This is a genomic window from Salinigranum rubrum (assembly GCF_002906575.1).
In the GTDB taxonomy this organism is placed as follows: Archaea; Halobacteriota; Halobacteria; order Halobacteriales; family Haloferacaceae; genus Salinigranum; species Salinigranum rubrum.
Genome location: NZ_CP026309.1, coordinates 1,397,168 through 1,422,348, shown reverse-complemented (window position 1 = coordinate 1,422,348; position 25,181 = coordinate 1,397,168). Strand labels below are relative to the sequence as shown.

At 66.2% G+C, this 25,181-nt stretch carries 22 protein-coding genes and 3 pseudogenes; 16 read left to right on the top strand and 9 right to left on the bottom strand.

Translation table 11 applies throughout. The annotated features are described in order from the left end of the window. Nucleotides 1–672: 672 nt before the first annotated feature. The 3 genes from C2R22_RS06990 to C2R22_RS06980 are packed head-to-tail and all read right to left on the bottom strand — an operon-like array spanning nucleotide 673 to nucleotide 3,498. Nucleotides 673–2,349: a GMC family oxidoreductase gene (locus C2R22_RS06990; RefSeq protein ID WP_103425118.1), complete on the bottom strand. Its 1,677-nt coding sequence runs from the start codon at nucleotides 2,347–2,349 to the stop codon at nucleotides 673–675. Further along, nucleotides 2,346–2,954, bottom strand: a complete 609-nt coding sequence (locus C2R22_RS06985) for a gluconate 2-dehydrogenase subunit 3 family protein (RefSeq protein WP_103425117.1) — start codon at nucleotides 2,952–2,954, stop codon at nucleotides 2,346–2,348. Before C2R22_RS06985 ends, C2R22_RS06990 begins: the two co-directional genes overlap by 4 nt. Beyond that, nucleotides 2,947–3,498 (bottom strand): hypothetical protein, encoded by a 552-nt coding sequence (locus tag C2R22_RS06980; protein WP_162562412.1) that lies wholly within the window; start codon nucleotides 3,496–3,498, stop codon nucleotides 2,947–2,949. The genes C2R22_RS06985 and C2R22_RS06980 overlap by 8 nt, the downstream gene beginning before the upstream one ends. 200 nt (nucleotides 3,499–3,698) lie before the next feature. Between C2R22_RS06980 and C2R22_RS06970 the strand changes: the two genes are divergently transcribed. The 5 genes from C2R22_RS06970 (at nucleotide 3,699) to C2R22_RS06955 (ending at nucleotide 7,685) form a co-directional block, all read left to right on the top strand. Continuing rightward, on the top strand, nucleotides 3,699–3,917 hold the full coding sequence (locus tag C2R22_RS06970; RefSeq protein ID WP_103425114.1) for a hypothetical protein: 219 nt from the start codon (nucleotides 3,699–3,701) through the stop codon (nucleotides 3,915–3,917). Between the two features lie 551 nt (nucleotides 3,918–4,468). Then, a complete protein-coding gene (locus C2R22_RS06965) occupies nucleotides 4,469–5,434 on the top strand; it encodes a phosphoadenosine phosphosulfate reductase family protein (RefSeq protein ID WP_103425113.1) in 966 nt (321 codons plus the stop codon). Nucleotides 5,435–5,704: 270 nt separating this feature from the next. After that, nucleotides 5,705–6,652: a phosphoadenosine phosphosulfate reductase family protein gene (locus tag C2R22_RS06960; RefSeq protein WP_103425112.1), complete on the top strand. Its 948-nt coding sequence runs from the start codon at nucleotides 5,705–5,707 to the stop codon at nucleotides 6,650–6,652. Nucleotides 6,653–6,769: 117 nt separating this feature from the next. Further along, nucleotides 6,770–6,919, top strand: coding sequence for a hypothetical protein (locus tag C2R22_RS24950; RefSeq protein ID WP_162562411.1), 150 nt, complete (start codon nucleotides 6,770–6,772; stop codon nucleotides 6,917–6,919). Between the two features lie 49 nt (nucleotides 6,920–6,968). Continuing rightward, entirely contained in the window at nucleotides 6,969–7,685 is a 717-nt protein-coding gene (locus tag C2R22_RS06955; protein WP_103425111.1) for a diphthine--ammonia ligase, read from the top strand. A gap of 745 nt (nucleotides 7,686–8,430) precedes the next feature. On the opposite strand, the pseudogene coxB reads toward C2R22_RS06955, so the two are convergent. Continuing rightward, nucleotides 8,431–9,167, bottom strand: a pseudogene (coxB, locus tag C2R22_RS27400) (cytochrome c oxidase subunit II). Nucleotides 9,168–9,346: 179 nt separating this feature from the next. Here coxB and C2R22_RS06945 point away from each other — a divergent pair. Together C2R22_RS06945 and C2R22_RS06940 are read left to right on the top strand one after the other, a co-directional pair. Next, nucleotides 9,347–11,622: pseudogene (locus C2R22_RS06945) on the top strand (DUF6789 family protein). Between the two features lie 2 nt (nucleotides 11,623–11,624). Then, nucleotides 11,625–12,203: a hypothetical protein gene (locus tag C2R22_RS06940; RefSeq protein ID WP_216824805.1), complete on the top strand. Its 579-nt coding sequence runs from the start codon at nucleotides 11,625–11,627 to the stop codon at nucleotides 12,201–12,203. A 1-nt stretch (nucleotide 12,204) separates the two neighbouring features. Here the strand turns inward: C2R22_RS06940 and C2R22_RS06935 are convergent, their stop codons facing one another. The 4 genes from C2R22_RS06935 to C2R22_RS06920 all read right to left on the bottom strand — a co-directional run bounded on the left by C2R22_RS06935 (nucleotide 12,205) and on the right by C2R22_RS06920 (nucleotide 14,769). Continuing rightward, nucleotides 12,205–13,026 (bottom strand): cytochrome c oxidase subunit 3, encoded by an 822-nt coding sequence (locus tag C2R22_RS06935; RefSeq protein ID WP_103425110.1) that lies wholly within the window; start codon nucleotides 13,024–13,026, stop codon nucleotides 12,205–12,207. Between the two features lie 58 nt (nucleotides 13,027–13,084). Beyond that, nucleotides 13,085–13,324 carry a DUF7123 family protein gene (locus tag C2R22_RS06930; protein WP_103425109.1) on the bottom strand — a complete coding sequence of 80 codons (240 nt, stop codon included), beginning with the start codon at nucleotides 13,322–13,324 and terminating at the stop codon, nucleotides 13,085–13,087. Then, entirely contained in the window at nucleotides 13,321–13,587 is a 267-nt protein-coding gene (locus C2R22_RS06925; protein ID WP_103425108.1) for a hypothetical protein, read from the bottom strand. The genes C2R22_RS06930 and C2R22_RS06925 overlap by 4 nt, the downstream gene beginning before the upstream one ends. A gap of 216 nt (nucleotides 13,588–13,803) precedes the next feature. Next, complete coding sequence (locus C2R22_RS06920; protein WP_103425107.1) at nucleotides 13,804–14,769, bottom strand: sugar phosphate nucleotidyltransferase; 966 nt, start codon at nucleotides 14,767–14,769, stop codon at nucleotides 13,804–13,806. A gap of 201 nt (nucleotides 14,770–14,970) precedes the next feature. On the opposite strand from C2R22_RS06920, the gene C2R22_RS06915 reads away from it, so the two are divergent. The 9 genes and pseudogenes from C2R22_RS06915 (at nucleotide 14,971) to C2R22_RS06875 (ending at nucleotide 24,848) form a co-directional block, all read left to right on the top strand. Next, a complete protein-coding gene (locus tag C2R22_RS06915; RefSeq protein ID WP_103425106.1) occupies nucleotides 14,971–15,258 on the top strand; it encodes a transcriptional regulator in 288 nt (95 codons plus the stop codon). Nucleotides 15,259–15,702: 444 nt separating this feature from the next. Beyond that, complete coding sequence (gene hpt, locus C2R22_RS06910) at nucleotides 15,703–16,269, top strand: hypoxanthine/guanine phosphoribosyltransferase (protein WP_103425105.1); 567 nt, start codon at nucleotides 15,703–15,705, stop codon at nucleotides 16,267–16,269. Between the two features lie 149 nt (nucleotides 16,270–16,418). Continuing rightward, on the top strand, nucleotides 16,419–18,341 hold the full coding sequence (locus C2R22_RS06905; protein WP_103425104.1) for an ABC transporter substrate-binding protein: 1,923 nt from the start codon (nucleotides 16,419–16,421) through the stop codon (nucleotides 18,339–18,341). A 25-nt stretch (nucleotides 18,342–18,366) separates the two neighbouring features. After that, nucleotides 18,367–19,340: pseudogene (locus C2R22_RS06900) on the top strand (ABC transporter permease). Continuing rightward, nucleotides 19,340–20,575 (top strand): ABC transporter permease, encoded by a 1,236-nt coding sequence (locus C2R22_RS06895; protein WP_103425103.1) that lies wholly within the window; start codon nucleotides 19,340–19,342, stop codon nucleotides 20,573–20,575. The pseudogene C2R22_RS06900 and the gene C2R22_RS06895 overlap by 1 nt, the downstream one beginning before the upstream one ends. Then, nucleotides 20,572–21,645, top strand: coding sequence for an ABC transporter ATP-binding protein (locus C2R22_RS06890; RefSeq protein ID WP_103425102.1), 1,074 nt, complete (start codon nucleotides 20,572–20,574; stop codon nucleotides 21,643–21,645). Before C2R22_RS06895 ends, C2R22_RS06890 begins: the two co-directional genes overlap by 4 nt. Further along, complete coding sequence (locus tag C2R22_RS06885; RefSeq protein WP_103425101.1) at nucleotides 21,645–22,952, top strand: ABC transporter ATP-binding protein; 1,308 nt, start codon at nucleotides 21,645–21,647, stop codon at nucleotides 22,950–22,952. The genes C2R22_RS06890 and C2R22_RS06885 overlap by 1 nt, the downstream gene beginning before the upstream one ends. Nucleotides 22,953–23,088: 136 nt before the next feature. Next, on the top strand, nucleotides 23,089–23,832 hold the full coding sequence (locus tag C2R22_RS06880) for a DUF4396 domain-containing protein (protein ID WP_103425100.1): 744 nt from the start codon (nucleotides 23,089–23,091) through the stop codon (nucleotides 23,830–23,832). 323 nt (nucleotides 23,833–24,155) lie between these two features. Beyond that, the gene (locus C2R22_RS06875; protein WP_103425099.1) at nucleotides 24,156–24,848 is read left to right on the top strand and encodes a type 1 glutamine amidotransferase domain-containing protein; all 693 of its coding nucleotides are present in this window, start codon (nucleotides 24,156–24,158) and stop codon (nucleotides 24,846–24,848) included. Nucleotides 24,849–24,865: 17 nt separating this feature from the next. Here the strand turns inward: C2R22_RS06875 and C2R22_RS06870 are convergent, their stop codons facing one another. Continuing rightward, on the bottom strand, nucleotides 24,866–25,120 hold the full coding sequence (locus C2R22_RS06870) for a hypothetical protein (protein WP_103425098.1): 255 nt from the start codon (nucleotides 25,118–25,120) through the stop codon (nucleotides 24,866–24,868). Between the last annotated feature and the right edge of the window lie 61 nt (nucleotides 25,121–25,181).

The following is a 25,181-nucleotide window of genomic DNA, read 5'->3' as shown; positions in this document are numbered from 1 at the left end:
GAACGTGTGGGGGCAACGCTGGCGGATACGAGATAGTTCGATCCCGATTCGAGAGTGGGTGACTCGGCGCTGGTGCGACGGACGGGTTTGCTGCGTTCCCTCAGGCTCTTCTCCCCTCCAGATGGCCACTGAAGGTTTTTCTCGCTCTTCGTCGTCTACTCGGGTATGGTCGGTTTGAAGCGATGTTCCCTCTGCGGCGAACCGTTGGGTCGGAGTGACGACATGGTGAAGTGCGAACACTGCCACATCTGGTGTCATCGAGTGTGTCTGGCGGAACGTGAGGACGATTACTGTCCGCGCTGTGCCGACGAGGCGTGGATCAGCGTCGGCGGGTTCTGACGCGACGGTTCTGTCCGTTGTACCGCGGGTGACCGCGAAGAGTCACGACCTCCGTCCGGCCCGGTCGCACACTTGGGGTCGGAGGTCGACATGGGATCTGTCGGACACTGCGAGTCCGACGTGCCCCGACGAGACCCCCCATGACCTCGGTAGCATCGTACAACAGTTCTATATTCGGACGTGACGCGCGAGTTCCTCGCGTGACTTTCGCAGTGGAGGTACCTGACGTCCGAGTACAGCGATGGGCGTTCGTCCGCTCTCGACTCGGCGTCGATACCGTCGCGACCAGTCGTGTGAACGGTTCGTTCCGGCCGAGGGCCGAGCCCCCCGTGGTCAGAGTCTGTCGTCGATGTGGTCGGCCGTCTTGAGTGCGAGGGCGGCGATGGTCAGCGTCGGATTGTTCGCGCCACCGGTAGTGAACACGCTCGACGACGAGATCCAGAGGTTCTCAAGGTCGTGCGTGCGGCACTCCTCGTTCACGACGCTCTCCGCTGGGTCGGTGCCCATCCTCGTCGTTCCCATGTGGTGTGAGCCCATGTCGCGGTCCGCGAGCGTCGACACGCCGGTGATGTCTGCTCCGAGCGTTTGCATGATTGACTCCTGAACTTCGAGACAGTGCTCCATCGTCTGCTGGGCGTGTGCGCCGTCGGAGAGCTGAATCGATGGAACCGGTCGTCCGAAACTGTCCGTCTTCGAGCGGTCGAGAGTCACCCGGTTTCCGGCGCGAGGGAGCATCTCGCCCGCACCGCGGACCGAAAGCGGGTACGGCGGCCCGTCAGTCGTCGGAAACGCGAGGTCGTCACCGAGTTTCGTCTCGTCGAGCGGGTCGCCGAGCCACTCGATGAACGCAGAGGGTGTCATGGACCCGAGCGTTTTGAGGAGGTTCGCGGTGGCCGTCTGCTTCGCCTGCGCGCCACCCCAGGTCTGCTTGGCGGTGTTGCTGAAAGTGAGGTGGAAGCTCCCGGGGGACGGCTCGTCGTGGTCGTAGAACTGGTCACTCCGGCTGGAGACCCAGCCGATGTTGTTCTGCCGCGTCGGCTCGTCGAGCTGTGCCTCCGTCGAGACGTTCGGGTGGTCCATCAGATACCGACCGACGGCACCGCTGGAGTTGGCCAGTCCGTCCGGGTACTCCGAGGAGTCGGAGAGGAGCAACAGCCGCGGCGTCTCGATGCCGCCGCAGGCGATGACGAAGTGGTCCGCTTCCTGGCGGTACTCGGTGCCGTCTGGAGTCACGTAGACGACCGATTCGACGGCCTCCCCGTCACGGTCGTGTTCGACGGACAACACCTGCACCTGGTCGATGACCCGCGCTCCCTCTGATTCGGCCTTCCGGACGTGGACGTCGGCGCTGTACTTCGCACCGGACGGACAGGCGTTGCAGACACCGTACCCGATACAGCCGGATCGGTCGTCGTACGATTCGGAGTTGATCGCTTTCGGCTGGGTCGCCATCGAAATGCCGAGTTCGTCGCAGGCGTCGGCGAAGAGCGAGTCCGAGTAACTCGGTGGGAAGCCCTCCATCGGATACGACTCCGCTCGTGGTGGCCCGTGGGGGTTGTCGTCGATCCCCGAGACGCCCATCTCCCGTTCGGCGCGGGCGTAGTAGGGCCGAAGGTCGTCGTAGCTAATGGGCCAGTCGCGCGCCAGCCCGTACCGGGTGTTCATCTCGAAGTCCTTCTCGTGGAGCCGAGGCGTGTTCCCGTCCCAGTGTAGGGACGTACCGCCGACCGCCTTCACGCGGACCAGGTTCAGTCGCGCGTAGATGTCTCCGGTGGAGGTGTACGCGTCCCGTGCCCTGTCGAACCAGAACTCGTTGCGCTCGAACACCGGACGCAGCCACATCTCCATCCGGCGATGGTGGTCTTCGGCGTTCAGACGCTCCCCGGCTTCGAGGACGACGACGTCGTGTCCCCTGCTGGCAAGCGAGTGAGCGACGAAGGCACCGGCCGGACCCGCCCCGACGACACAGACGTCGGCTTCCGACGGCGTCCGGTCGACGGCAGCCGTCATCGGTCAGCACCCCCCGGTGGGCGCTGGTACGCCTCGCGTCCGCCGGGATACCCAGGTGGGTTGTCGACACCCGTCCGTTCGCTGCTCTTCGGAGACGTGAAGAGCGCGAACAGCAGGTCGTTCACGAGGTAGTACCGGACTCGCTCGGCCGTCGTGCCGTCGGCGGTCGGATGGACCGCCGTCACACCCATCGACTGCAGCGCCTGGCGACGGGCAGCCGGGGAGAGCGCGGGGACCCGACTCCCGAACCGTGTTCTTGCGTACCTATCGACCACCTCGATAGTGTCGAGCAGTTCGTCGAAGTGTCCCGGAGTGGGTTCGACCCGCCCGAACACGCGTCGCTCGACGAACGACTCGTCGACGGAAATCGAAGGGGGGTACACCGCGTCCGCGACGGCCGTTGCCACCCGGACGTGGTACTGTGAGGACGGGGCCTCTGTCCATCGGGACCGCTCGGCGACGACTGGTCCCGCCGTCGATTGCCCCCCGTCCCCAGCGCTCGCAACCGCGATCCCGATTCCACCGAGTGCGGTGAGGAACTGTCGTCTCGTCGGAGCGGCTGACTCGTCCTGAGGTTCGTCCGCTCGGCGCGGGCGTTCAGTCATCGGATATCTTCCACTGGACCGTGTCGAGTCTCCGAGACATTGGCCCGAAGAGCCGTCCCTCGCGACCGTATAGGAACCACACCACGACGGCCACGACCGGGGCGGAGAGACGCACCGCTAGCTCACCGTACCGGTAGATGCCGACGAGGCCGGCCGTCACGACGGTCGCAAGCGACGAGTCGCCGAAGGTTCCCCCGACGTACTGCCGAAGCTGGGCGACGGTTTCGAACCGGACCATGTCGTGTGCGAGCACGTCGAGGACTGCTGCACAGCCGAGCCACACGACGCCGAGCGCGAACAGTCCCAGAAGGGCCCGAAGCGTCGGGCCACCCGGGCGAGCGGAGCCTCGTGTTTCCGGATCGGTCCCACGAATCGAGAACGTGAGTGTGTGACCGCGCCCGACCGGGAGGTCGATTCGTCTACTGGGTCGGCCGGAGGCGAGGAGCAGAACCGGGAGCCCGATCCCGACGGCGAACACGGCCCCGAGAAGCAACCCGGAGACGGCCGTGTAGAACCGCTGCCCCCCAGGACGAACGTGAGCCACGCCGCCAGTGCCGTCGCGTACGTACAGGCGACGACGGCGACGACGACGTACCGGAAAACTGCGCGGCGAACCGCGTTCGGTGACTCCGTGTCGCGTTCGGAGGGCAGGTCGGGAGCGAGCCAGGTGACGACCCCGACGAACACGAGTATCCAGACGGCAGCGACCGGAGTCCAGTAGCCGACCGACCCGAGGAGCAGGTCGTGGACAAGCAGTCCGGCGGCACCACCGACCGCTGCAACAGGTCCGACGAGGAGAGACAGGGCGACGAGGGCGCCACCCACGGCAGCCACCGTGAGCGGTGTCTCCGACGCGAGGGCTACGAGCAGAGCCCCCACGACGGTAGTGAGGAGGACGTTGCCGGAGGCCACCGCTGTGGACGCTCGCGCGTCTCCGGCGTTCGTTCGACGTTTCATGTCTGATACATCAAAGTGTATGACACAATAAATGTATTTCTAATTCACATCACAGACGATTAATAAATTAACGTATTATATATAAGTTAAATATCATCGAGAGCGGTTGGACAGCCGTCGTTATCGAGAACGGCACCTGTGGAGCACGTCCAGTCGGTTCGTCCGACCTGTTCATCTGCAGAATATTCTCTGTCGAACGACGGTGTTCACGTGACGAAAGCACCGGGAACACATCGCAGGACAGCGACCCGAACACGGTCGGCGGACGCGACGACGAAGCCTTCGAGGGCGACTGTCGGTCCGACGACCAGTCGCCCCACGAGGGCATCCTCGCCGTGAAGAACCCGGTGTCCTGCGCTCTCGCGTGTTCGCGCAGACACACACCGAGGATGTCCACCGCGTCTCGCCCTCGCGTATCGAGGCGATGAACACCGTGTCTCACTGTCGTCGGGGTGCTGGCCGGACCACGACCGAACGACCAGGGGTTGTGACATCCCACCACACACCAGCTATCAGTCACAAGGCCTTTCACCCCCGTAATTACATGTCATTATACGATGTCAGCGTTCCCCGACTACCTCGACGTCGACTACAGCGACGGCGAGGGTGAAGAACCGGAGGACTACCCGAGCATCGAGCACAAGATCGAGAAGGCCATCGAGGTCACCAAGACGGGACTCGAGCAGTACGAGAACCCCGTCGTGATGTGGACCGGTGGCAAGGACTCGACGCTGACGCTGTACTTCGTCAAGGAGGTCGCCGAGCAGCACGACCTCGACGTCCCGCCGGTCGTGTTCATCGACCACTACCAGCACTTCGACGAACTCATCGACTTCTGTAAGCACTGGGCCGACGAGTGGGACCTCGACGTCATCTGGGCGCGCAACACCGACGTCGGCGAGTACGTCGACGAGAACGGTCTCACCCCGGGCGACGACATCCCGGTCGAGGCGCTGTCGGAGCACAACCAGCACCACATCCGCAACCTGCTGGAGTACGAGGAGGACACCTTCCCGTTCCTGCTCGACACGTACGTCGGCAACCACCTGCTGAAGACCGTCGCGCTGAACGACGCCCTCGAAGAGTACGACGTCGACGGCGTCATCTCCGGTGTGCGGTGGGACGAACAGGAAGCCCGCGCCGACGAGACGTTCTTCTCGCCGCGGCACGACCCCGACATATACCCGCCGCACGACCGCATCCAACCCATCCTCCAGTTCGCCGAACCGGACGTCTGGGACGCGTTCTGGAACTTCGTCGTGCCCGAAACCGTCGAGGGCTACCCGGCGGGGCACGTCCCCCAGAACGACGAGGACCTGCCCGAGGGCCTGACGATGGCCGACATCCCCGTCTCGCCCAAGTACTTCGCTGGCTTCCGTTCGCTGGGCAGCGAGGTGTCGACGGACAAGTCCGCCGACGAACCCGCCTGGCTGCAGGACATGGAGAACACCACCGAGCGCGCCGGCCGCGCCCAGGACAAGGAGGACCTCATGGAGCGCCTCCGCGACCTGGGTTACATGTGACGACGGGTCACGCTACTCACCGCACCCGCGTGCGGCGACCGCTCGGCTGATCGACCGACCGCTCTTTCGCGGCCCGTCGCGTCGTCTCGGATTTTCGACTCGGAACGACCGGACGCACACGAATCCACACGGATGCCGCCAGGGACGTCGCGGTAAGCAGTTCCTACCGGCCCAAACTGCACCCGTCGGTCGGGCGTAGGCCGGACCTACTTCGGGGAAAGAAGAGATAGTCCAGCCATAGCTATCTCCTCGGACCGCCTCCCTCCGCCGATGACCTCCCTGGACCACGTCGCTGTGGACTACGCGCTCGGCGCCGGCCAGACCGCCGGCGACTACCCGACCCTCGAAGAGAAACTCGAACGGGCCGCCGACGTCACCCGTACGGCGCTCGAACAGTACGAGACGCCCGCCGTCATGTGGACCGGCGGCAAGGACTCGACGCTCGTCCTCTACGTCGTCCGCGAGGTGTGTGCGGACATGGGCGTCCCCGTGCCTCCCGTGGTGTACATCGAGCATTTCGAGGGCCTCGACGACGTCCGCGTCTTCGTCGACCACTGGGTCGACGAGTGGGACCTCGACCTCGTCGTCGCCCGCAACGAGGACTTCTTCGACCACGGCTGGGAGTTCGGCGACGAGGTCCGAGTCGAGGACCTGAACGAGCAGAACCGACGCGAACTCGAACGCATCGAACACGAGGGGGAGACGATGGTCGTCGACCCCGACACGTTCGAGGGCAACCACCTGCTGAAGACCGTCGCGCTCAACAACGCCATCGTCGAGTACGGCTTCGACGGCGTCTTCTCGGGGGTGCGGTGGGACGAGCAGGCTTCGAGAGCCGAGGAGACGTTCTTCTCCCCCCGACACGACGCCGAGAAGTACCCGCCCCACGACAGGGTCAACCCCATCCTCCAGTTCACGGAGGCCGATCTCTGGGAGGCGTTCTGGCAGTTCGTCGTGCCCGACTCCGTCGAGGGGTACCCCGCCGGCCACGTCCCGCAGTCGCGCGCCGACCTCCCCGAGGGTGTCGCCATCGAGGACATCCCGGTCCCCGAGAAGTACTTCGAGGGCTTCCGTTCGCTGGGAACCGAGACGGGTTCCGAGAAGTCCGACGACCGGCCCGCGTGGATTCAAGACCTCGAAAACACCACCGAGCGCGCCGGCCGCGCCCAGGACAAGGAGAACCTCATGGAGCGTCTCCGCGACCTCGGCTACATGTAATCGCCCGAGCGACGACCGAACGCCTCGAACGACGGTTTCAGCACCTCCGCCGCTCGTCTCCTCCCGTGTCACTTACCGACACGGTTTTGTACTACGACGGTTTAGGTACACCTAAACATGTCGCGCCTCACCAATCTCCTCTCGCGGGTCGGACTGCGGACCGTCCCGCGCCGCTGTCGTGCGAACGCGTGGGCCTCGGTGTACGCCGAGCTACACGCGGTCGAACCGCGGGCGGACGGCGGCGAAGAGCCGCGAACCGACGAGTAGTCGAGGGGGAACCGACGAGCGTTTACCCCTCTCGCGTCTATCACGCCCGATGACGGACGACTGGGTCAGTCTCTTCTCCGGCGGCAAGGACTCCTCGTGGGCGCTCTACCGGGCGCTCGAAGAGGGGTTGAACGTCACGCGACTCCTGACCGTGCACCCGGGCGACGACTCGGGGTCGTACATGTACCACGTGCCCGAGACCGGACTGGCGAGCCTGGCGGCCGAGAGCATCGGCATCGACCTCGTGGAGGTCGACCCCGGCGACCTCGCGGCGACGACGGCGAGCGATTCGGCGGAACAGGGCGACCGGGAGGTCGAACCGCTGGAGGCGGCCCTCCGGGAACTCCACGGGGAACTGGACCTCGTCGGCGTCACCGCCGGGGCCATCGAGAGCGAGTTCCAGACCTCGCGCATCCGAGCGATGTGTGAGCGGCTGGGAATCGACCTGTTCGCCCCCCTCTGGCAGCGCGACCCCGACGAACTGGCCGAGGAGATGCTGGCGGCGGGTTTCGAGATTACTATCGTTCAGGTCGCCGCCCACGGCCTCGACGAGTCGTGGCTCGGCCGCACCCTCGATGAGACGGCGCTCGACGAACTCCGGGAGTTGAACGACGAGTACGGCGTCCACCTCCTGGGCGAGGGCGGCGAGTTCGAGACGCTCGTCACTGACGGCCCGCACATGTCCCGTCCCATCGAACTGGAGTACGACACCGAGTGGAACGGGACGCGCGGGCGGATTCGCGTGACCGACGCGTGGTTGGGCTGAGTGAGCGATCCGCGAGCGGCTCTTTTGCTCCAGGTGTTGCGGGAGCGAGCGCAGCGAGCGACCGGAAAAGCTGGGAGTGTAGCGGGGCGCGCGGGCGGATTCGCGTGACCGACGCGTGGCTGGAGTGAGTCGGGGTCGTCCCGTCGGCGTTCTGCTCTCGGGACGGCTGTATCTGAGTACAGGTGAGCGACGTACTGGTGGGGCGTGATTCGTGCGGTGCCGTGAGAGCGAGCAGGACACGAAGACCGCACGGGACACGGGCGCGGTGACCCGCAGCCTCGCCCACCGGAGCAACAGAGTTGCTCCGAGCCTGCACTCGTTTCACTCGTGCAGACACCGAAGCGATGCAGTCGCTTCGGGCCGTTCGTTCGGTTCCCTCACGAAGACCTCGTGCGCTCACTCGCTTCGTCGCCGGCGCTGTGCGCCGACTTCCAGCGGAACCGGAGGTTCCGCCCGGCTCGCTCATCGCGCGCCGACCGCAACAGCGCGGTGCAGTGGCACGTGACGGCGCGCGCACAGTGAGCGTGTTCCCGTAGGAGCGGGTGGGCAGGACTGTGGCTGCGGTCCACCGCCCCATGCACCGTGCGGTCACCGTGCTGTCGATACCCATCTGTGCAGCGACATCTCTCACCGGGGGTAGTACACCCACGGACGAAACGCGACCAACCGTCGTTCACGACACAAATTCGACCCGGACCAGAGACCGAACACGACCGCCACCCGTCGAACTCACGTCCGCCTCGTCTCACTCACCCGAACGCTGCTCGTCGAGCCAGTCCTGATACTCCTCCTCCGAGAGCACGACGACCGTCCCGTGCATCCGGGTGTGGCCGACGCCGCACAGTTCCGCGCAGTACAGCGTGTACTCGCCGGTCTGCGTCGCGCGCGTCCGCGCCTCCGTCGTCTGCCCGGGGATGATGTCCTGTTTCAGGCCCAACTCGGGGACGTAAAACGAGTGGATGACGTCGCGCGTCGTGAGCGAGAAGGAGACGTCGCGCTCGGCGGGGAGGACGAGCCGTTTCTGTGTGGTGACGTTCTCACCCTGGTAGCGGAACTCCCAGCCCCACTGGTACGCGACGACGTCTATCTCGACCGGGTCGCTCGCCACGTCCCCCCAGCCGGCCCCCCGGCGGCGGCGGCCGGCGAGATGTAGGGGTTCGCGAGCACGAAGAACGCCGAGATCCCCACGAACACCAGAATGACGCCGGTCGCGGCCGTCCAGGTGATTTCGAGCGCGGGGTCCTTCGTCGTCGGCTGGGGGTCGTCGTTGTTCCGGAACCGGTAGAGGGCGTAGACGAGCGTGACCTCGACGAAGAGGACGAGCGGGAGCGCGACGTAGAGCAGTTGCTCGTTGAGGTCGTCGATGGCGTTCCGGTTGACTGACTGGGCGGCGGCCGGGCTCGTGAGGGTCCCGACGAGGAGAGCGACCCCGAGGGCGACGACGAGGAACTGTGCGACCCGCGTGACACGAACACGGCCCATCGTCAGCCGGTTTGGACCGACCCGTGTTATAGGTTCGCCCGAAAGCACCTCGGAAACCGGAATGTCTCGACAGGCATACCCCGGCGCCGACGCAGGGTTTTATCAGCTTTCGATTGTCAGGTCGTGTCAATGAAGGTAGACAGTTCGGCGCTGATCACCCTCCCGGTACACGTGGGAACATGAATCGGGCTGTCGTCGAGGTAGCGGCCCTCTCGCTGCTTCTCGCCGGGGTACTCGTCGTCTGGTGGCGGACGCGCGGCCGCGGCCTCGTGAGCGACGGCGGGACCGTCCAGCGCGACGCCATCCTCACGGAGGTCGGTCGACTCCAGGACGAGGCCGTCCGGTGGCTCACCACGACAGATCACAAGGACATCGGACTGCTGTACATCGCGTTCGGCACCGTCGCGGGACTGTGGGGCGGCGTCGACGCCATGATGATGCGGACGGAGCTTTTGACGCCCGCGGCGGACATCTGGACGCCGGAGACGTACAACGCGCTCTTCACGACCCACGGGTTGACGATGCTCATCTTCTTCGTCGCCCCCGTCTTCTTCGGCATCGGCAACTACTTCCTCCCGCTCTTGCTCGGCGCCGACGATATGGCGTTCCCGCGCGTCAACGCCATCGGCTTCTGGCTCCTCCCCCCGGCGCTTCTGTTCGCCCGCGCAGGGCTTTTTATCCAGGTCGGCGGGCAGGTACTGAACACGTTCGTCCAGGCCGACGCCATCCGTTTTCTCCTCACCGTCCGGGAGGTCGGCGTCGGGTGGACGCTGTACGCGCCCCTCTCGATTCAGTCCCCGAACCCACAGCTTGACCTGTTGCTCTTGGGGCTGCACCTGAGCGGCATCGCCACTACCGTCGGTGCCATCAACTTCATCGCGACCGTCTTCTACGAGCGAGGCGAGGGCGTCACCTGGGCCGAACTCGACATCTTCTCGTGGAACATGCTCGTGACGAGCGGCCTGGCGCTCTTCGCCTTCCCGCTCCTGGGCAGTGCCATCATCATGCTCCTCCTGGACCGCAACTTCGGCACCACCTTCTTCACCGCGGACGGCGGCGGTGCCATCCTCTGGCAGCACCTCTTCTGGTTCTGGGGCCACCCCGAGGTGTACATCCTCTTCCTCCCGGCGACGGGGCTGTTGAGCCTCGTCCTCCCCAAGTTCGTCGGGCGGAAGCTGTTCGGCTTCCGCGCCGTCGTCTACTCGACGCTCGGACTCGCTGTCCTCTCGTTCGGCGTCTGGGCGCACCACATGTTCACCACCGGCGTCGACCCCGAATCAAGGCGTCGTTCATGGCGGTCTCCATCGCCATCGCCGTGCCGAGTGCGATCAAGGTGTTCAACTGGCTCACGACGATGTGGGACGGCGACATCCGGATGACCGCGCCGCTCATCCTCTGTGCCGGCAGCATCGGGACGTTCATCATCGGCGGCGTCACCGGCGTCTTCCTCGCCGTCATCCCCATCGACATCCTCTACCACGGCACCTACTACGTCGTCGGTCACTTCCACCTCATCGTCGTCGGCATCATCCCGTTCATGATGATCGCCGCGAGCTACTACTGGTATCCGCTCATCACCGGGCGGTGGTACGACCGTCGACTGGCGCGGTTCCAGGCGGTCCTCATCGTCTTCGGTGGCACGGTCACGTTCATGACACTCCTCGTCATCGGCGGCCTCGGGCTCCCCCGCCGCCAGGCCATCTACCCAGCGGAGTACCAGCTCGCCCAGCAGGTCGCGACCGTCGGCTCGTACGTCGTCGGCATCAGCGCGCTGCTGTGGCTCTACAACATGCTCGCGTCCTACTGGACCGGCGACCGGGTGGAGACGACCGACCCCTGGAACCTCAAGCGGACGAACCAGTTCACCAACGAGTGGCGGTGGTTCGAGCGGCGCATGGTCGAGAAGTACGACATGACGCCGCACGAACCCGAGACGACGCGAGCCTCGTACGCGCCCGAGGCGGAGGCGGCCAGTTCGCTCACCGCGGGGGCCGTGGGCTCCACGTGGCGCGTGGTCGCGTCGAACGCCTCGTTCGCGGCCATCGGGGGCTTCGTCGGCACCGTCCTGATGGCCGGCGGCCTCGGCACCGCGGCGCTCGTCGGCGTCTTCGACCTCGTCTCGCTCATCGAACTCGCCGAACTCGTCGGCCTCCCGCGGAACCCGCTCCTGGGCGCGGCGCTCTTTCTCGCCGGTGGGACCATCACGTGGCCGCTCCTGTTCCTCGCCTTCTCCGACTACCTGCCCGGACGGCTCCTGTTCGAGACGGGGCTGGTGTTCGCGACCATCATCTCGTCGGGCTTCCTCGTCGCCTTCTACTCGGGCCAGTCGGGGCTGGCGTTCGTCGGCTACGTCGGGTTCGTCCTCGTCGCCCACTGGGCGTACGGCATCGGCCTGGCCGTGACGTTCCGCTACCTCCAGGCGAAGCGACGTGACCGGTTCTGGGGCGGGGTGTGAGGATGGCCGACGACACCGAAGAGACCTCGCTCCTGTTCACGTACGTGGCGCCGTTCGTCGGCGTGCTGCTCATCGCCATCGGCATCGGTGGGGCGGTCCCGGGCGGGTACGCGCTCATCCAGGACGAACTCCGCGACTGCGACTCGCCGACCATCGTGGTCGAGTCGTCCGAGCGGGCCGACGAACTCGTCGGCGAGGACGGCGTCCAGCTAGAACGACTCGATTTCGAGGAGCTTACCGACGCCGAACGGGAGGCGTTCCGCGAAGCGCTCGACGCCCCCCGTCGGGAGGCGCACATCTACGGGGCGTTCGACAATCGAGAGGCGTTCGAGTCTGGCGTCGTCGTCACCTACCAGGGCGAACGGTACTACTCGACCATCGTCGCCGAGAACACCTGCTACCGCGTTCCGGCGCTCGCGTTCCCGCTCGGGGTGTTCGCTATCGGTCTCGGGACGGTCGCCGTCCTCGTCCCCCGGCGTACCGGAAACTGGTGGAGTTGGAAGAACGCGCCGACGAACGGCGCAAGTAGCGTCACGCCGCGCGACGCCCGACAGTCGGAGGCGGGCGCGTTCGGCGTTTAGCTCACCCGACGACGGCCCCGACGTAGAGCACGACGACGAGGAAGAGCCAGACGACGTCGACGAAGTGCCAGTAGAGCGCGACCGTTCGAACCCCCGCGTCCCTCCCTTCGGTGTACTGTCCCCGCAGCGCCCGAACCAGAACGGACGCGAGCAGGACGACGCCGAGCGAGACGTGGAGGCCGTGTAGTCCCGTGAGCCCGTAGAACGCGGACGCGAAGACGCCGCCCGAGAGCGTGAACGACTCGTGCGTGACGAACTCGTAGTACTCGTACACCTGCCCGCCGACGAACACCACGCCAAGCGCGACGGTCACGGCGAGCCACCGGATGAATCGCTTGCGGTTCCCTTTCTCGAGTGCGCCGTGGCTGAGATGGACCGTCCCGCTGCTCACGACGAGGATGAGCGTGTTCACGAGGACGAGCGAACCGAGGAGCGGCGGGAGTTCGCTCGGCGGCCACGGCCCGACGCGGATGAAGGCGTAGTAGACGAACCCCGCCGCGAACGTCGCCACGTCGGAGACGAGAAAGAGGATCATTCCGCCGACGTACAGCTGTGAGCGGTCGACGCGCTCGGTCCAGTAGTCGGCCACGAACGCCTCGTACGTCCAGCCGACGAGGCCGACGACCAAGAGCACCCCGCCGACGACGGCGAGGCCGCCGAACGGAAGTCGAGGGACGAGCGACCCGCCGGCGAGCAACAGGCCGACCCCGCCGTACAGCGCGGCGGCCCCGACGGCGGCGACGATGGGCCAGCGACTCCGATGCTCGTGGTGTCCGTCGCTCGAACCGTGGTCGGCCTGGGTGGCCACGTCGGTGCCGTCCATACCCGTCCGTTCGTCGCGCGTGACAAATAGCCATCGCGCCGCAGACGAGCACAGCGCGTCAGTCGCCCGTCGGGACGACCCGCCACGTCGTTGCGTTCGCGTACCCCCACTCTTCGAGGTCGAACGCCGTCGCCGACCGCCGGAGGTCGGGGAGGAGCGCGCCGATCTCCTTCGTCGAGAGGCCGACCTCGTCGGCGATGTACTTGCTCTTGAAGTAGAACTCGCCCTCGGCGGCCCGGCGGCGGAGGTACCGTTCGAGCCGGTCACGCTTCCGTGCGGTCGTCGACCCCGCGCTCATCGGCGGGCGCCTCCCTCGGTCGCGTCGGCGGCCTCCGTTTCCGGGGAGTGCTGCCGGCCGAGGACGAAGGCAGCGAGGTTCGTGAGCCACAGTGCGAGGAGGACCGGCGTCGTCGACGGGGAAAAGCCCGCAGCCAACAGGAGCGGAACGTGGACCAGCGGGAGACAGATGGCGCTCCAGAACCCACCCCACCGGAGGAGGGCGATACCCCGACCCAGCGAGCGTGCCACGGCTGGGGACGTGAGACTGTCGTGTTCGTACATGCGTATCGCTCCCTTCGAAGGACGTCCACCAAAACCTGTTCAAGGCTCAACACGCTCTTTGTGTGAACCGGTCACACGGACGTGAGAGGGAGACGGGACCGGCAGGGTCGAGAACAGGGAGGTCGGTCCGCGAACGTGGGGGCGGAGTCGCCGAACCGAAGAGGCAGGACCGAGAAAGGGAGGCGGAGTCGTGAACGAAGACGCGGGGCTGGGCTGTCACTCGGGCTTCAGTCTCGAGTGAGAGCCGACGAGCGACTCGGTCAGGTCGAGGTGTTCGATGGAGGCTTCCTCGTCGACGATGGAGTCCGAGAGGTCCGAACTGCGGATGGTCGCGTTCGGGAAGACGACACACCGGTCGAGGGTCGCGTTCTCGACGTGGGCGCCGGCCATCACGTGGACGTTCTCGCCGAGGTCGGAGTTCTCGATGACCGCGTCGTCGTTGATGTAGTTGTCGCCTTCGAGGTAGCCCTCGACGGCTTCGAGATACGACTCGGGCGTCCCGATGTCGTACCAGGCGGTGTCGAACGTGAAGGCGTAGACGTCCTCGCGTGCTTGGAGCCACTGGACGAACCAGCCGGGCTCGTCGGGGTTGTTGTCGTTCGAGAGGTACTCGTCGAACAGCGGGAGCGTCTCCTGGGGGTAGACGTAACACGCGATGGAGACGAGCGTACTCGCGGGGTCCTCGGGCTTCTCCTGGAAATTGACGACGCGGTCACCGTCGAGTTCGACCAGTCCGTAGGACTTGGCCTTCTCGCGCGACCCGACGTCGTACGCCACGAGCGCGGGCGACTGCTTCTCCTCGAAGTAGTCGATGAAGTTCGACAGCCCGAAGCTGATGAGGTTGTCGCCGGCGACGATGAGCAGGTCGTCGTCGACCTCCTCGCGGTCGATGAGTTGGGCCATCGCGCCGACGACGCCGAACTTCTCGTCTTCTTCCACCGTCTCCTCGACCGAGAGGGTGGGTTTCTCGTAGTCGCTCTCTTCTAAGAAAGCCTCGAACTCGTCGGCGAAGTACTCGTTCGTGCTGACGAACACCTCGTCGACGCGGTCGTCCGCTTCTAACTCCTCGAAGATGGTGTCGATGACCGTCCCGTCACCGATGGGGAGGAACATCTTCGGTCGATGCCGCGTGATCGGCCAGAGTCGTGTCGCGTACCCGCCTGCCAGGACAACTGCCTTCATAGTACACCCCCTATTTCAACACAGGGTCATTTCGTCTTTGCTATGTCGGGTCGGTAGCTCTCCCGAACGAAGCGACAGCGGACCGGCGAGCCGGAACCGAAGAACGGCAGTTCGGATGCAGGGAGGGGACAGTTCGGAGCCACCGGTCGGCGTGCCGTCCCGAGAACAAGACGCATTACCCTCCGGGTCGGTATCGGGAGTATGACCGAGACGACGCGACAGCGCATCGCCGAGGAACTCCGGTCGGAGCCGGCGACGGCGAGCGAACTGTCGACCCGCGTCGGCGTCCCCGCGTCGACGGTGTACGACCACCTCCAGCACGTCGCCCGCTCGCTCGACGGCGAGGACGAGCAGTTCCTCGTCGCCCCGCCCGAGTGTCGCAACTGCGGGTTCAGCGCCTTCGACGACCCCGTCAACTATCCATCCAGATGCCCGCAGTGTCGGAGCGAGGGGATCGAGGAGGCGGTGTTCAAGATCGAGGAGGTGTAGTGGGACGCGCTGCGTCCCGCGCTGCTCACGAAGACCTCGCACGCGGCGCGTCGCCTGGCCTCGCTGACTCCCGTTCGGTTCACTCACGGGGACGGCCACGGAGGCCGCGACAGCGTGCGCCGGATGAACCGGGCGGTGGCGCGTGCCGGCGCGACGTCGGTCGCGCCGGAGTCGCGCGAGGGGCGAGCGAACGGAGTGAGCGAGCCGGTTGGGGAGGAGGAGGCAACACCGCCCTGGCGACTCCGTGGTGGTCACTCTCTCGAACCGCTCCCGTTCGCCGAACCCGATACCGGCATCGACGGATCACGTGCCGGTGCACCGGAATTCGATTCGAACACGAACGGAGGGACACCCCCTCGAATCGAATCTCGTCAGCACAGACACACCCTCACACACGAGCGGGTGAACCGCCACGTTTTATTCCTTACCCCCGGAACCGACGCCATGGACCTGCTGCGGCGGTCGCTCCTCGACGCACCGATCATCGAGAAGGGTGATTACGAGTACTTCGTCCACCCCATCAGCGACGGCGTCCCGATGCTGAAGCCGGCGCTGCTCCGCGAGATCGTCATCCGCATCATCCGGAAGGCCGAGATCGAGGACGTCGACAAGATCGTCACGCCGGCGGCCATGGGCATCCACATCTCGACGGCGGTCTCGCTCATGACCGACATCCCGCTCGTCGTCATCCGGAAGCGCCAGTACGGCCTCGACGGCGAGGTGTCGCTCCACCAGACCACGGGCTACTCCGACTCGGAGATGTACATCAACGACGTGTACGAGGGCGACACGGTGCTCGTCCTCGACGACGTGCTCTCCACGGGGGGAACGATGAAGTCCATCCTCGACGCGCTGAGCCACATCGGTGCCGACGTCGTCGACGTGGTCGCCGTCATCAAGAAGGCGGGGCCGAACCAGCTCGACGACACCGACTACTCGGTCAAGACCCTCATCAACGTCACCGTCGAGGACGGTGAAGTCGTCATCGTCGACGAACACGGCGACGACTGAGACGGCCCGTCACGGGTCGGACCCGGCCGCTTCTCGACCCCCCACATCCCGTCGCCGTTCGCACGCGAAACGGACGGAAATCGGACGATAGCGCACGAATACCACCCCCCATCGATGGATATTTACTTTGGTGGCTGTTTTCACACACCATGCCATCCGGTTACGGAGGCGACGGCGACCCGGACGCGCTCTATCGTCCGGGTCGTAGAGACCTTCTGAAGTTGTTGGGCGTTGGGGGCGCGGCGGCTCTCGCGGGATGTTCGAGCGGTCGGGACGGCGGATCGGGCGGCCAGAGCGGCGGAGCGACCACGGGGACGGAGAGCACGGAGGGGACCGGCGGCACCGGGTCGTCGGGCGACGGCACCCGGAGCGTCGGGGGCGACTACATCAGCGCCTCGTCGGTCGACGCCTCCTCGCTCAACTGGATCTCTATCGCCGACACCACCTCGGGAGGGTACATCGGCCTCACGATGGACGCGACGTGGGTCATCACCCCCGACCAGGAGATATTCCCCCTCTGGGCGGACATCAGTTCCGACGACGGCCGCGTCTACGAGGTTCAACTGAGAGACAACCTCCAGTGGGGTGCCGGCTACGGACAGATGACCGCCGAAGACTGGGTGTACATGATCACGAACGTCTTCCAGGCGGAGGGGAACTGGTCCGGCTTCCCCAACGCGGACGAGTGGTTCCGCGGCGGCGAACCCATCCCGGTGGAGCAGACCGGTGACCTCTCCTTCGAGCTTCGGTTACCCGAGATCGACCCCTCGTTCCCGTTCAAACCCGTCCTCTGGGGGCAGAACTGTATGCCGAAGGGCATCCTGGAGAAGTACGTCCCCGACCAGGACACCGAGGGGCTCCAGCAGGACGAGGAGGTGAACACGCTGGCGTACACCGGCAACCTCGGCCCGTACACGTACGAAGAGTGGGAGCGGGAGTCGCAGTTCGTCGTCACCCGCAACGAGGACTACTACCTCCGCGACGTCGCGGCGAACGAGGGGTTCGAGGGGTACGACGACGCGTTCGCGGCGGAGTTCGAGCAAGCCCCGTACTTCGACCGGTACGTCGTCCGGGTCATCAAAGAGGAGAGCGCGCGACTCGGCGCGCTCCGCGGCGGCGAGGTCACCAGCGCGGGCGTCCCGCCGAACAAGGCGAACCAGTTCCAGGACGTCGAGAGCGTCTACCTCAACGTCACCCCACAGCCGTTCGTCTCCGTGCTCACGTACAACATGCGGGCCAACGGCTGGGAGCCGTTCCGCCGTAAAGCCGTCCGACAGGCGCTGGCGCACGCCGTCGACAAACAGGCCATCGCCGAGAGCATCTACCGCGGCTACGCGCAGGTCGCCCAGACGATGCAGCCGAGGTGGACCCGGTGGTACGTCGACGACCGCATCACGAACTACGGGGTCGGCGAGAACTACGGCCCCGAGGTCACGAGGGAGGCGCTCGCGGAGGCGCTTTCGGACACGGAGTACAGCTACGACGGCGACACCCTCGAAAACGGGAACGGCGAGCAGGTCACGCTGACGCTGTTCTTCGACCAGGGTCAGAACACCGAACAGACCACCGCCGAGTTCATCGCACAGGAGTTCGGAAACAACGCCGGCATCGACGTCCAACTCAAGGCCACGTCGTCGTTCATCGAGAACTACGCCTCGAACGCGCCGCCGGAGGGCGAGGAGGTGCCGTGGAGCGCCGGACGGTTCAACGGCGGGCCGCGCGACGTCTCGGTGGGGCAGGAGCCGTGGGACATGTCCGTCAACCTCGGCTTCAACACTTACCCGTACACCCCGGCGTCGTCGAAGGGGTTCTTCGAGGAGCGTGGCGGCATCAACTACTACGGGTACGTCCCCGAGGCGGACATCGCGAGCCTCTACGAACAGGCCTCCCAGACCGACGACGAGGCGGAACGGAGAGAGCTGTTCGGTCGGGCGTTCGGCCTCATCAACGACGAACAGCCGTTCGGCTTCGTGACGATGACGTCGTCCATCTCGGGATACCAGTCGCGGGTCCAGGGTCCAATCGAGGACTTCGCGAGCGGGTGGGACTCCCAGCGGTGGTACTTCGAGTGACTCCCTCCGGAGGAGCGCCCCGTCGATGAGCCTGCGCTGGTACGTCGTCCGCAGACTGCTGTGGACCGTCGTCGCGACGTTCATCATCCTCTCGGTGACGTGGGGACTTCTCGCCGTCACGCCGAACCAGCAGGCCGCCGAGTTGGGGTTCCAGGCCGCACAGGCGGGGGGGAGCGCCGAGGCCGCCGAGGAGGCCTTCAGACGGTCACGCGGGCTCGACCGTCCCCTGTGGGAGCGCTACGCCACGTACATGACGAACATGGTGACGCTCAACTGGGGGTGGTCCGACAGCCGCTCCCAGCCAGTCATCGAGGCCATCTGGGCCGCCCTGCCGTACACGGCAATCTACTCCGTGCCGACGACCATCCTCTCCATCCTCCTCGGGCTCTCTATCGGGCTGTACTCCGCGACCCACCAGTACACCAAAGCCGACTACGCGGCGACGTTCTTCGCCTTCTTCGGGTTCGCTATCCCGAACTTCTGGTTCGGCATCATTCTCCTGCTGGTGTTCGGCGTCCAACTGGGCTGGTTCCCCGTCGTCTTCGACCCCGACGCGCCCTTCCTCTCGTTGCAGATGGCCCGCCAACTCGTCCTGCCGGTCGTGGTTCTCACGACGGGGACCATCGCCGGTCTGATGCGCTACTCGCGGGCGCGCACCCTCGAATTCGTCCAGGCCGACTTCGTCAAGACGGCGCGGGCGAAGGGCGCGAGCGAGTGGCGCGTCCTCACCCGCCACATCCTCAGGCCTGCCTCGCCCCCCTCGTAACCATCCTCATCTCCGACCTTCTGGGGATATTCATCGCGGCCTCCTATCTCGTCGAGGTGGTCTTCGGGATTCCCGGACTCGGCCAGTTGTCGTTCCGCGCCATCATCGCACAGGACACCGCCTTAGTGCTTGGAACCGTACTCATCGGCGTCTTCATCGCCATCGTCGGCAACCTGTTCCAGGACCTCGCGTACACGGTTCTCGACCCGCGCATCGACTACGGTGACCGCTGATGGCGACCGAGACCGACTCCAGAACGGGGTACGGCGGCGACGGCGCACAGCACGAGACGTTCGAGGACATCGACTGGAGCGACGAGGGCGGGCGGACGGTCCTCTCCCGGCGTGACCTCGGCGTGCTCGGGGTCCTCGCCGTCCTCGCGGCCGCGTTCGTCTACGACTACGTCGTCGTCCCGACGGACACGGCCACGTTCGAGTTCGACCTCCCCCCGTCGGTGCCGCTGTTCGGCGAGGAGTTCGTCTGGGACGTCACCCAACTCGACTGGCTCTTCATCCTGACGCTCGTCGTGATGGTCTTTTACGTCGTGGTCCCGCTGTACGACAACCGTCGGCTCACCGCGTATTACTGGCGACAGTTCCGAAAGAACCGCCTCGCCGTCGTCAGCCTCGGCTACCTGATCGTCGTCTTCTTCGTCGGCACGGTCGGTCCGATTTTCATCCCCACCCCCGAAATCGCCCTGACCCAGCAGTACCAGCCCCCGATGTTCACGACCGTGGACTCCTCGGTTCCCCTCCAGTGCGTCGGCGAGGTGACCGGCGACGTCTGTCACGGCTCGCTCGCGCATCCGCTCGGGACCACCTCTGATGGAAAGGACATCCTCGTGCTCGTCATCTACGGGATGCAGGTGAGCATGAAACTCGGCCTCATCACCACCCTGCTCGTCATCTCCATCGGGACCGCCGTCGGGACCGTCGCGGCGTACTCGGGCGGGACGGTCGACGAGGTGCTGATGCGCTACGTCGACATCCAACTCACCTTCCCGACCTTTCTGCTCTACCTCCTCTTGGTGTTCCTCTTCGGCGGCTCGCTGTTCATGTTCATCGTCCTCTTCGGGCTCACCTCCTGGGGCGGCATCTCCCGGCTCGTCCGCTCGGAGGCGCTCCAACTCAGAGAGGAGGAGTACGTCCTCGCGGCCAAGAGCGCCGGGGCGAACGCCGCCTACGTCATCCGCCGCCACCTCGTCCCGAACGTCTCGTCGACCGTGATCACCGCCGCGACGCTCGCCATTCCGGGGTACATCCTCGCGGAGGCGGCGCTGTCGTTCCTCCAACTGGGCGACCCGACCATTCCCTCGTGGGGGCAGGTCATCGCCGCCGGGCGCTCGGACCTCGACTCCGCGTGGTGGATATCGACGTTCCCCGGCTTCTTCCTCTTCTTCACCATCCTCGCGTTCAACTTCATGGGTGACGCGCTCAGAGACGCGCTCGACCCGAGGGCTGACAAATGAGCCGGGAGCGAGAACCGCTGCTGGAGGTCGACGACCTCCGGACCCGCTTTACCACCGACGAGGGCGTCGTCCGCGCCGTCGACGGCGTCTCCTTTTCGGTCGAGCGGGGAGAGACGGTCTGTCTCGTCGGCGAGTCGGGGTCGGGCAAGACCGTCGCCTCCGAGTCCATCACGCGACTCATTCGAACGCCACCCGGCGAAATCGAGGGGACCATCCGGTTCGAGGGGCGGGACCTCGCGACGCTGTCGAAAGACGAACTCACCGAAGTCCGGGGACGCGACATCGCCCACGTCTTCCAGAACCCGCAGGGGGCGCTCAATCCGGTGTATACGGTCGGTTGGCAGCTCATCGAGGCGGTCCGGCTCCACGACGACGTCTCGAAGCAGGCGGCGAGAGAACGGGCGCTCGAACTTCTCGACCGGGTGGGCATCCCCGACGCCACCTCGCGGTTCGACGACTACCCACACGAGTTCTCCGGCGGGATGAAACAGCGGGTCGTCATCGCGATGGCGCTCGCGTCCAACCCCAAGCTGCTCATCGCCGACGAGCCGACGACGGCGCTTGACGTGACCATCCAGGCGCAGATACTCAGGCTCCTCGTCGAGCTACAGGAGGAGTTCGAGATGAGCATCCTCCTCATCACCCACGATTTGGGGGTCGTCGCCGAAGTCGCCGACCGGGTGGTCGTCCTCTACGCGGGGAAGGTGATGGAGACGGCGGGCGTGTACGACCTCTTCGACCGGCCGTCCCACCCGTACACCCGCGCGCTGCTCGGCTGTCTGCCCGGTCGCGGCGGGCGGATGCGCTCTATCGGCGGGACGCTCCCCGACCCGACGGACCCGCCGCCGGGCTGTCGGTTCGCCGCGCGCTGCCCCCACGCGGTCGACGCCTGCACCGAGGGCGAGCAACCGCCGGGGTACGCCGTGAACGAGAGCGACGTCGCACACACGGTCTCCTGCGTCCACTTCGGGCCCGGCGGCGACCCGGACGTCGTCCTCGGCGAACAGGGGAACGAGCCGTCGGGTGCGGGCGAAGCGGGGACCGAGACGGGGACGGAGGGTGACGACTGATGCCGCTCCTGGAGGTTCGGAACCTCGAGAAACACTACCCGATCACCGAGGGGCTGTTGAAGAACGAGGTGGGTCACGTTCGGGCGGTCGACGGCGTCTCCTTCACCGTCGAGCGCGGCGAGACGCTCGGTATCGTCGGCGAGTCCGGCTGTGGGAAGTCGACGGCGGCCACCTCGCTCCTCAGGCTGGAGGAGCCCACGGGCGGACAGGTACTGTTCGACGGCGAGGACATCACCACCTACACGCCGAAGGAGTTGAAGCGGTTCCGCCGCCGGGCGCAGATGATCTTTCAGGACCCGACGTCGAGTTTCGACCCGCGGATGTCGGTCGGTGAAGCGGTGGCGGAACCGCTCGTCATCCACGGCATCAAAGAGCGCGAGCGCCGCCGCCGCATCGTCGTCGACCTCCTCGAACGCGTCGGCCTCTCGGGCGAGGACATCGACCGCTACCCCCACGAGTTCTCCGGGGGACAGCGCCAGCGCATCGCCCTCGCGCGGGCGCTCGTCGTCAACCCCGACCTCATCGTCGCCGACGAGCCGACGAGCGCGCTCGACGTGAGCGTCCAGGCCGAAATCCTGACGCTCATCGAACGCGTCCAGGCGGAGTTCGGCCTCGCAATCGTCTTCATCAGCCACGACATGGGTGTCGTCCGCGAGGTGTGCGACCGGGTCGCCGTGATGTACCTCGGCGAGATCGTCGAACTCGGGCCGACGGCGCGGGTGTTCGAAGAGCCCCAGCACCCCTACACGCGGGCGCTCCTCTCGTCGATTCCGGAGCCCGACCCGTGGTCGCGCGGCCTCGGAACGGTCCTCACCGGGGACGTCCCGAGCCCGTCGAACCCCCCGTCGGGCTGTCGCTTTCACACCCGCTGTCCCGAACTCGTCCCGCCCGACGGCTACGACTTCACGAGGGGGGAGTGGCGCGCGGTGATGAACCTCCGCGTCCGCCTGCGGGAGGAGGGTATCGACGTCGACGCCGTCCGCGAGTTCGTCGCAGGCGAGCGTGAAGGCGTGGCGGAGACGGTCGACGACGACCGGGTCGCGGAGGCGGTGCGCGCGGAGTTCGACATCCCCGACACGCTGTCGGACCCGAGCGCCGAGCGGGTCGTCCGTGAGGCGCTCACCGACATCGTCGCCGGGGAAGGCGACGCAGCGCGTGACCGCCTCGCCGAGGCGTTCCCGACGGTCTGCGCCCGCGAGCGGCCGCCCCTCGACCCCGTTGCGACAGGGCACGAGGTGGCCTGTCACCTCCACCGAGGGTACGACAGCGCTCCGGCAGAGGAGACGGCACCCGGTGCCGACGAGTGACCGATGCGCGGTGTGGGGGACGGGGGCGACCGTAGTGTCTGGTACTGCAAGCACAGCACTATTGACTTCGGGAGCGCGACCGTGAACCGTCCCCGTCGCTGAGTTGTCGAGTCATCTCGTGACTCACTCGTCATCCATGCCACTCCAACAGTTCCTCAAAGGGATCGAACACGCGCTCGCACCGGTACGACACGTGATGAAACCCGTCCTGTCGGACCCGCTGGTGATGGCCGTCTGGGCGCTCCTCGTCGGAGCCTCTGTGGGTGTACTCTGGTGGGACATCCGCAAGCGCAACCGGGCCCTGCCGTCGATGATGAAGGGAGTCTGGACGCTCGTCGTTCTCTACTCGGGGCCGTTCGGACTCGCCATCTACTGGTACTCCGGGCGGACGCAGATCAGCCACGACTCGCTGTGGCGGCGCGGCCTCCGCTCGACGGCGCACTGTTACTCGGGCTGTGGGGCGGGCGAAGTCCTCGGGTTCGTGCTCCTCGCGGGCCTGCTCGCCCTCCAGAGTACGCTCCTCGTCACGGCGGGGACGTTCGCGCTCGCGTACACGTTTGGCTACGCCCTCACCGTCGGTCCGCTCATGCAGGAAGGAGTCGGCTTCGGCGAGGCGATGCTCGACGCGCTTTACAGCGAGACGCCCAGCATCACCGTCATGGAGATCACCGCCATCGGCACCGATCTGCTGATCGCGAGCCAGGCGAACATCGGCGACGTGCTGTTCTGGGGCGCGCTCGTCTTCTCGCTGTCCGTCGGGTTCGTCTTCGCGTTCCCGATCAACGCCGCGCTCGTCCGCTTCGGCGTCAAAGAGGGGATGAAGAACCCCGCCGAGATGGGAACCGAGCACCAGCGGAACCGGGCAGCGTCGACGGACTGACCCGCGAGGCAGGTGTCGCGGATCCGAGTCGACGTACGGTGAGAAGAATCGCGGGAGATGGAGTAGACGTACGCGCCGTCGGACGCACAGGGCGGTGAACGAAGCGGTCGGTGACAGCCAGAAGACACACGCCACACGGGCGCCGTGAATCGCAGTCTCATCCCCCGGCGACCCGTTCGGTCTCGGTCACACCGACACTCACGGACGTACCACCAGCCACGTCGCACGTCGTAAACGACGCCACAGTCCGAAACGCCTGCCAACTGGCGACGACACTTTCCGCGGCCCGGCCGCTTTTGCGCGTGGCCGCTCAATCATCGACGATGACACGCGCACTGTTCGTCGTCACCGAGGAGGGGTACTGGGGAGAAGAGTGCATCGAGCCGCTACAGACGCTCTCGGACGCGGGCGTCGACTGCACGATTGCGACGCCGTCCGGCAACCCACCCGTGGTCGACGAGCGCTCCGTCGACCCCGACGAGGTGGGCGAGGAGATGGCTCGGCGCGTCGCAGAGTGCGACGCGAACGACGAACGGTTGAACGACCCCGAACCGCTCGCGGCGGTGGACGCGGGCGAGTACGACGCCGTCGTCTTCCCCGGGGGACACGGCACCGAGTGGGACATCAACCAGGACCGTCACGCCCGCACCGCCCTGCGTGAGGCCGTCGAAGGCGACGGAAAGGCGCTCGTGGTGTGTCACGCCGTCGGCATCCTCGCGTTCACCCGCGATTCGGCGGGCGACTTCCTCGCCACCGGTCGCGACGTGACCGGCTTCCCGAACGCCTGGGAGGAAGGCATCGTCGACGACCACGACCTGATGCCCGACGGGCGAAAACTGCCGTACTGGGTCGAGGACGAGGTCAAAGCCGTCGGGGCGAACTGGGACGCCGAACTCGACGCGGACACCTCCGTGACCGTCGACGGCGACCTCGTGACCGCGCGCGGCCCGCCCTCGTCGCACGAAGCGGCGCTGACGCTCCTCGAAGAGCTAGGAATCGAAGCGCCGAGCGCCTGAGGACGGTGGCTGCGGCGTCAGGCGTCGCCGAGCGACCGCCTGAACGCCGTGAACTTCGGATAGAACTTGTCGGTGAAGAGCAGGTACGCGAAGTACAGCGCCATCGCGCCCATCACGGCGGCCCAGGCACCGAGTTCGGGCTGACCGCTCGCCACCGTGGCGAACGCGAACCGCTCGATGTACGCACCGACGACGGAGAGGACGACGCCGCCGACGCTGAACAGGAGCAGTTCGACGAGTTCCGGCAGGAGTTCCAGCAGTGATGTCTTCATGCCCGCTGGATGTCGGGGGAGGAGTGAATCCCTTTCGGTCCGCCCGAACGACCCCGACGAC

What these genes read in the sequence shown, in the direction of transcription:
- C2R22_RS06985 (WP_103425117.1), bottom strand. Translation starts at nt 2,954, where the DNA reads ATGACTGAACGCCCGCGCCGAGCGGACGAACCTCAGGACGAGTCAGCC.
- C2R22_RS06955 (WP_103425111.1), top strand. Translation starts at nt 6,969, where the DNA reads ATGACGGACGACTGGGTCAGTCTCTTCTCCGGCGGCAAGGACTCCTCG.
- C2R22_RS06890 (WP_103425102.1), top strand. Translation starts at nt 20,572, where the DNA reads ATGAGCCGGGAGCGAGAACCGCTGCTGGAGGTCGACGACCTCCGGACC.
- C2R22_RS06915 (WP_103425106.1), top strand. Translation starts at nt 14,971, where the DNA reads ATGACCGAGACGACGCGACAGCGCATCGCCGAGGAACTCCGGTCGGAG.
- C2R22_RS06930 (WP_103425109.1), bottom strand. Translation starts at nt 13,324, where the DNA reads ATGAGCGCGGGGTCGACGACCGCACGGAAGCGTGACCGGCTCGAACGG.
- C2R22_RS06940 (WP_216824805.1), top strand. Translation starts at nt 11,625, where the DNA reads ATGGCCGACGACACCGAAGAGACCTCGCTCCTGTTCACGTACGTGGCG.
- C2R22_RS06880 (WP_103425100.1), top strand. Translation starts at nt 23,089, where the DNA reads ATGCCACTCCAACAGTTCCTCAAAGGGATCGAACACGCGCTCGCACCG.
- C2R22_RS06925 (WP_103425108.1), bottom strand. Translation starts at nt 13,587, where the DNA reads ATGTACGAACACGACAGTCTCACGTCCCCAGCCGTGGCACGCTCGCTG.
- C2R22_RS06870 (WP_103425098.1), bottom strand. Translation starts at nt 25,120, where the DNA reads ATGAAGACATCACTGCTGGAACTCCTGCCGGAACTCGTCGAACTGCTC.
- C2R22_RS06875 (WP_103425099.1), top strand. Translation starts at nt 24,156, where the DNA reads ATGACACGCGCACTGTTCGTCGTCACCGAGGAGGGGTACTGGGGAGAA.
- C2R22_RS06965 (WP_103425113.1), top strand. Translation starts at nt 4,469, where the DNA reads ATGTCAGCGTTCCCCGACTACCTCGACGTCGACTACAGCGACGGCGAG.
- C2R22_RS06960 (WP_103425112.1), top strand. Translation starts at nt 5,705, where the DNA reads ATGACCTCCCTGGACCACGTCGCTGTGGACTACGCGCTCGGCGCCGGC.
- C2R22_RS06905 (WP_103425104.1), top strand. Translation starts at nt 16,419, where the DNA reads ATGCCATCCGGTTACGGAGGCGACGGCGACCCGGACGCGCTCTATCGT.
- hpt (WP_103425105.1), top strand. Translation starts at nt 15,703, where the DNA reads ATGGACCTGCTGCGGCGGTCGCTCCTCGACGCACCGATCATCGAGAAG.
- C2R22_RS06935 (WP_103425110.1), bottom strand. Translation starts at nt 13,026, where the DNA reads ATGGACGGCACCGACGTGGCCACCCAGGCCGACCACGGTTCGAGCGAC.
- C2R22_RS06990 (WP_103425118.1), bottom strand. Translation starts at nt 2,349, where the DNA reads ATGACGGCTGCCGTCGACCGGACGCCGTCGGAAGCCGACGTCTGTGTC.
- C2R22_RS24950 (WP_162562411.1), top strand. Translation starts at nt 6,770, where the DNA reads ATGTCGCGCCTCACCAATCTCCTCTCGCGGGTCGGACTGCGGACCGTC.
- C2R22_RS06885 (WP_103425101.1), top strand. Translation starts at nt 21,645, where the DNA reads ATGCCGCTCCTGGAGGTTCGGAACCTCGAGAAACACTACCCGATCACC.
- C2R22_RS06920 (WP_103425107.1), bottom strand. Translation starts at nt 14,769, where the DNA reads ATGAAGGCAGTTGTCCTGGCAGGCGGGTACGCGACACGACTCTGGCCG.
- C2R22_RS06895 (WP_103425103.1), top strand. Translation starts at nt 19,340, where the DNA reads ATGGCGACCGAGACCGACTCCAGAACGGGGTACGGCGGCGACGGCGCA.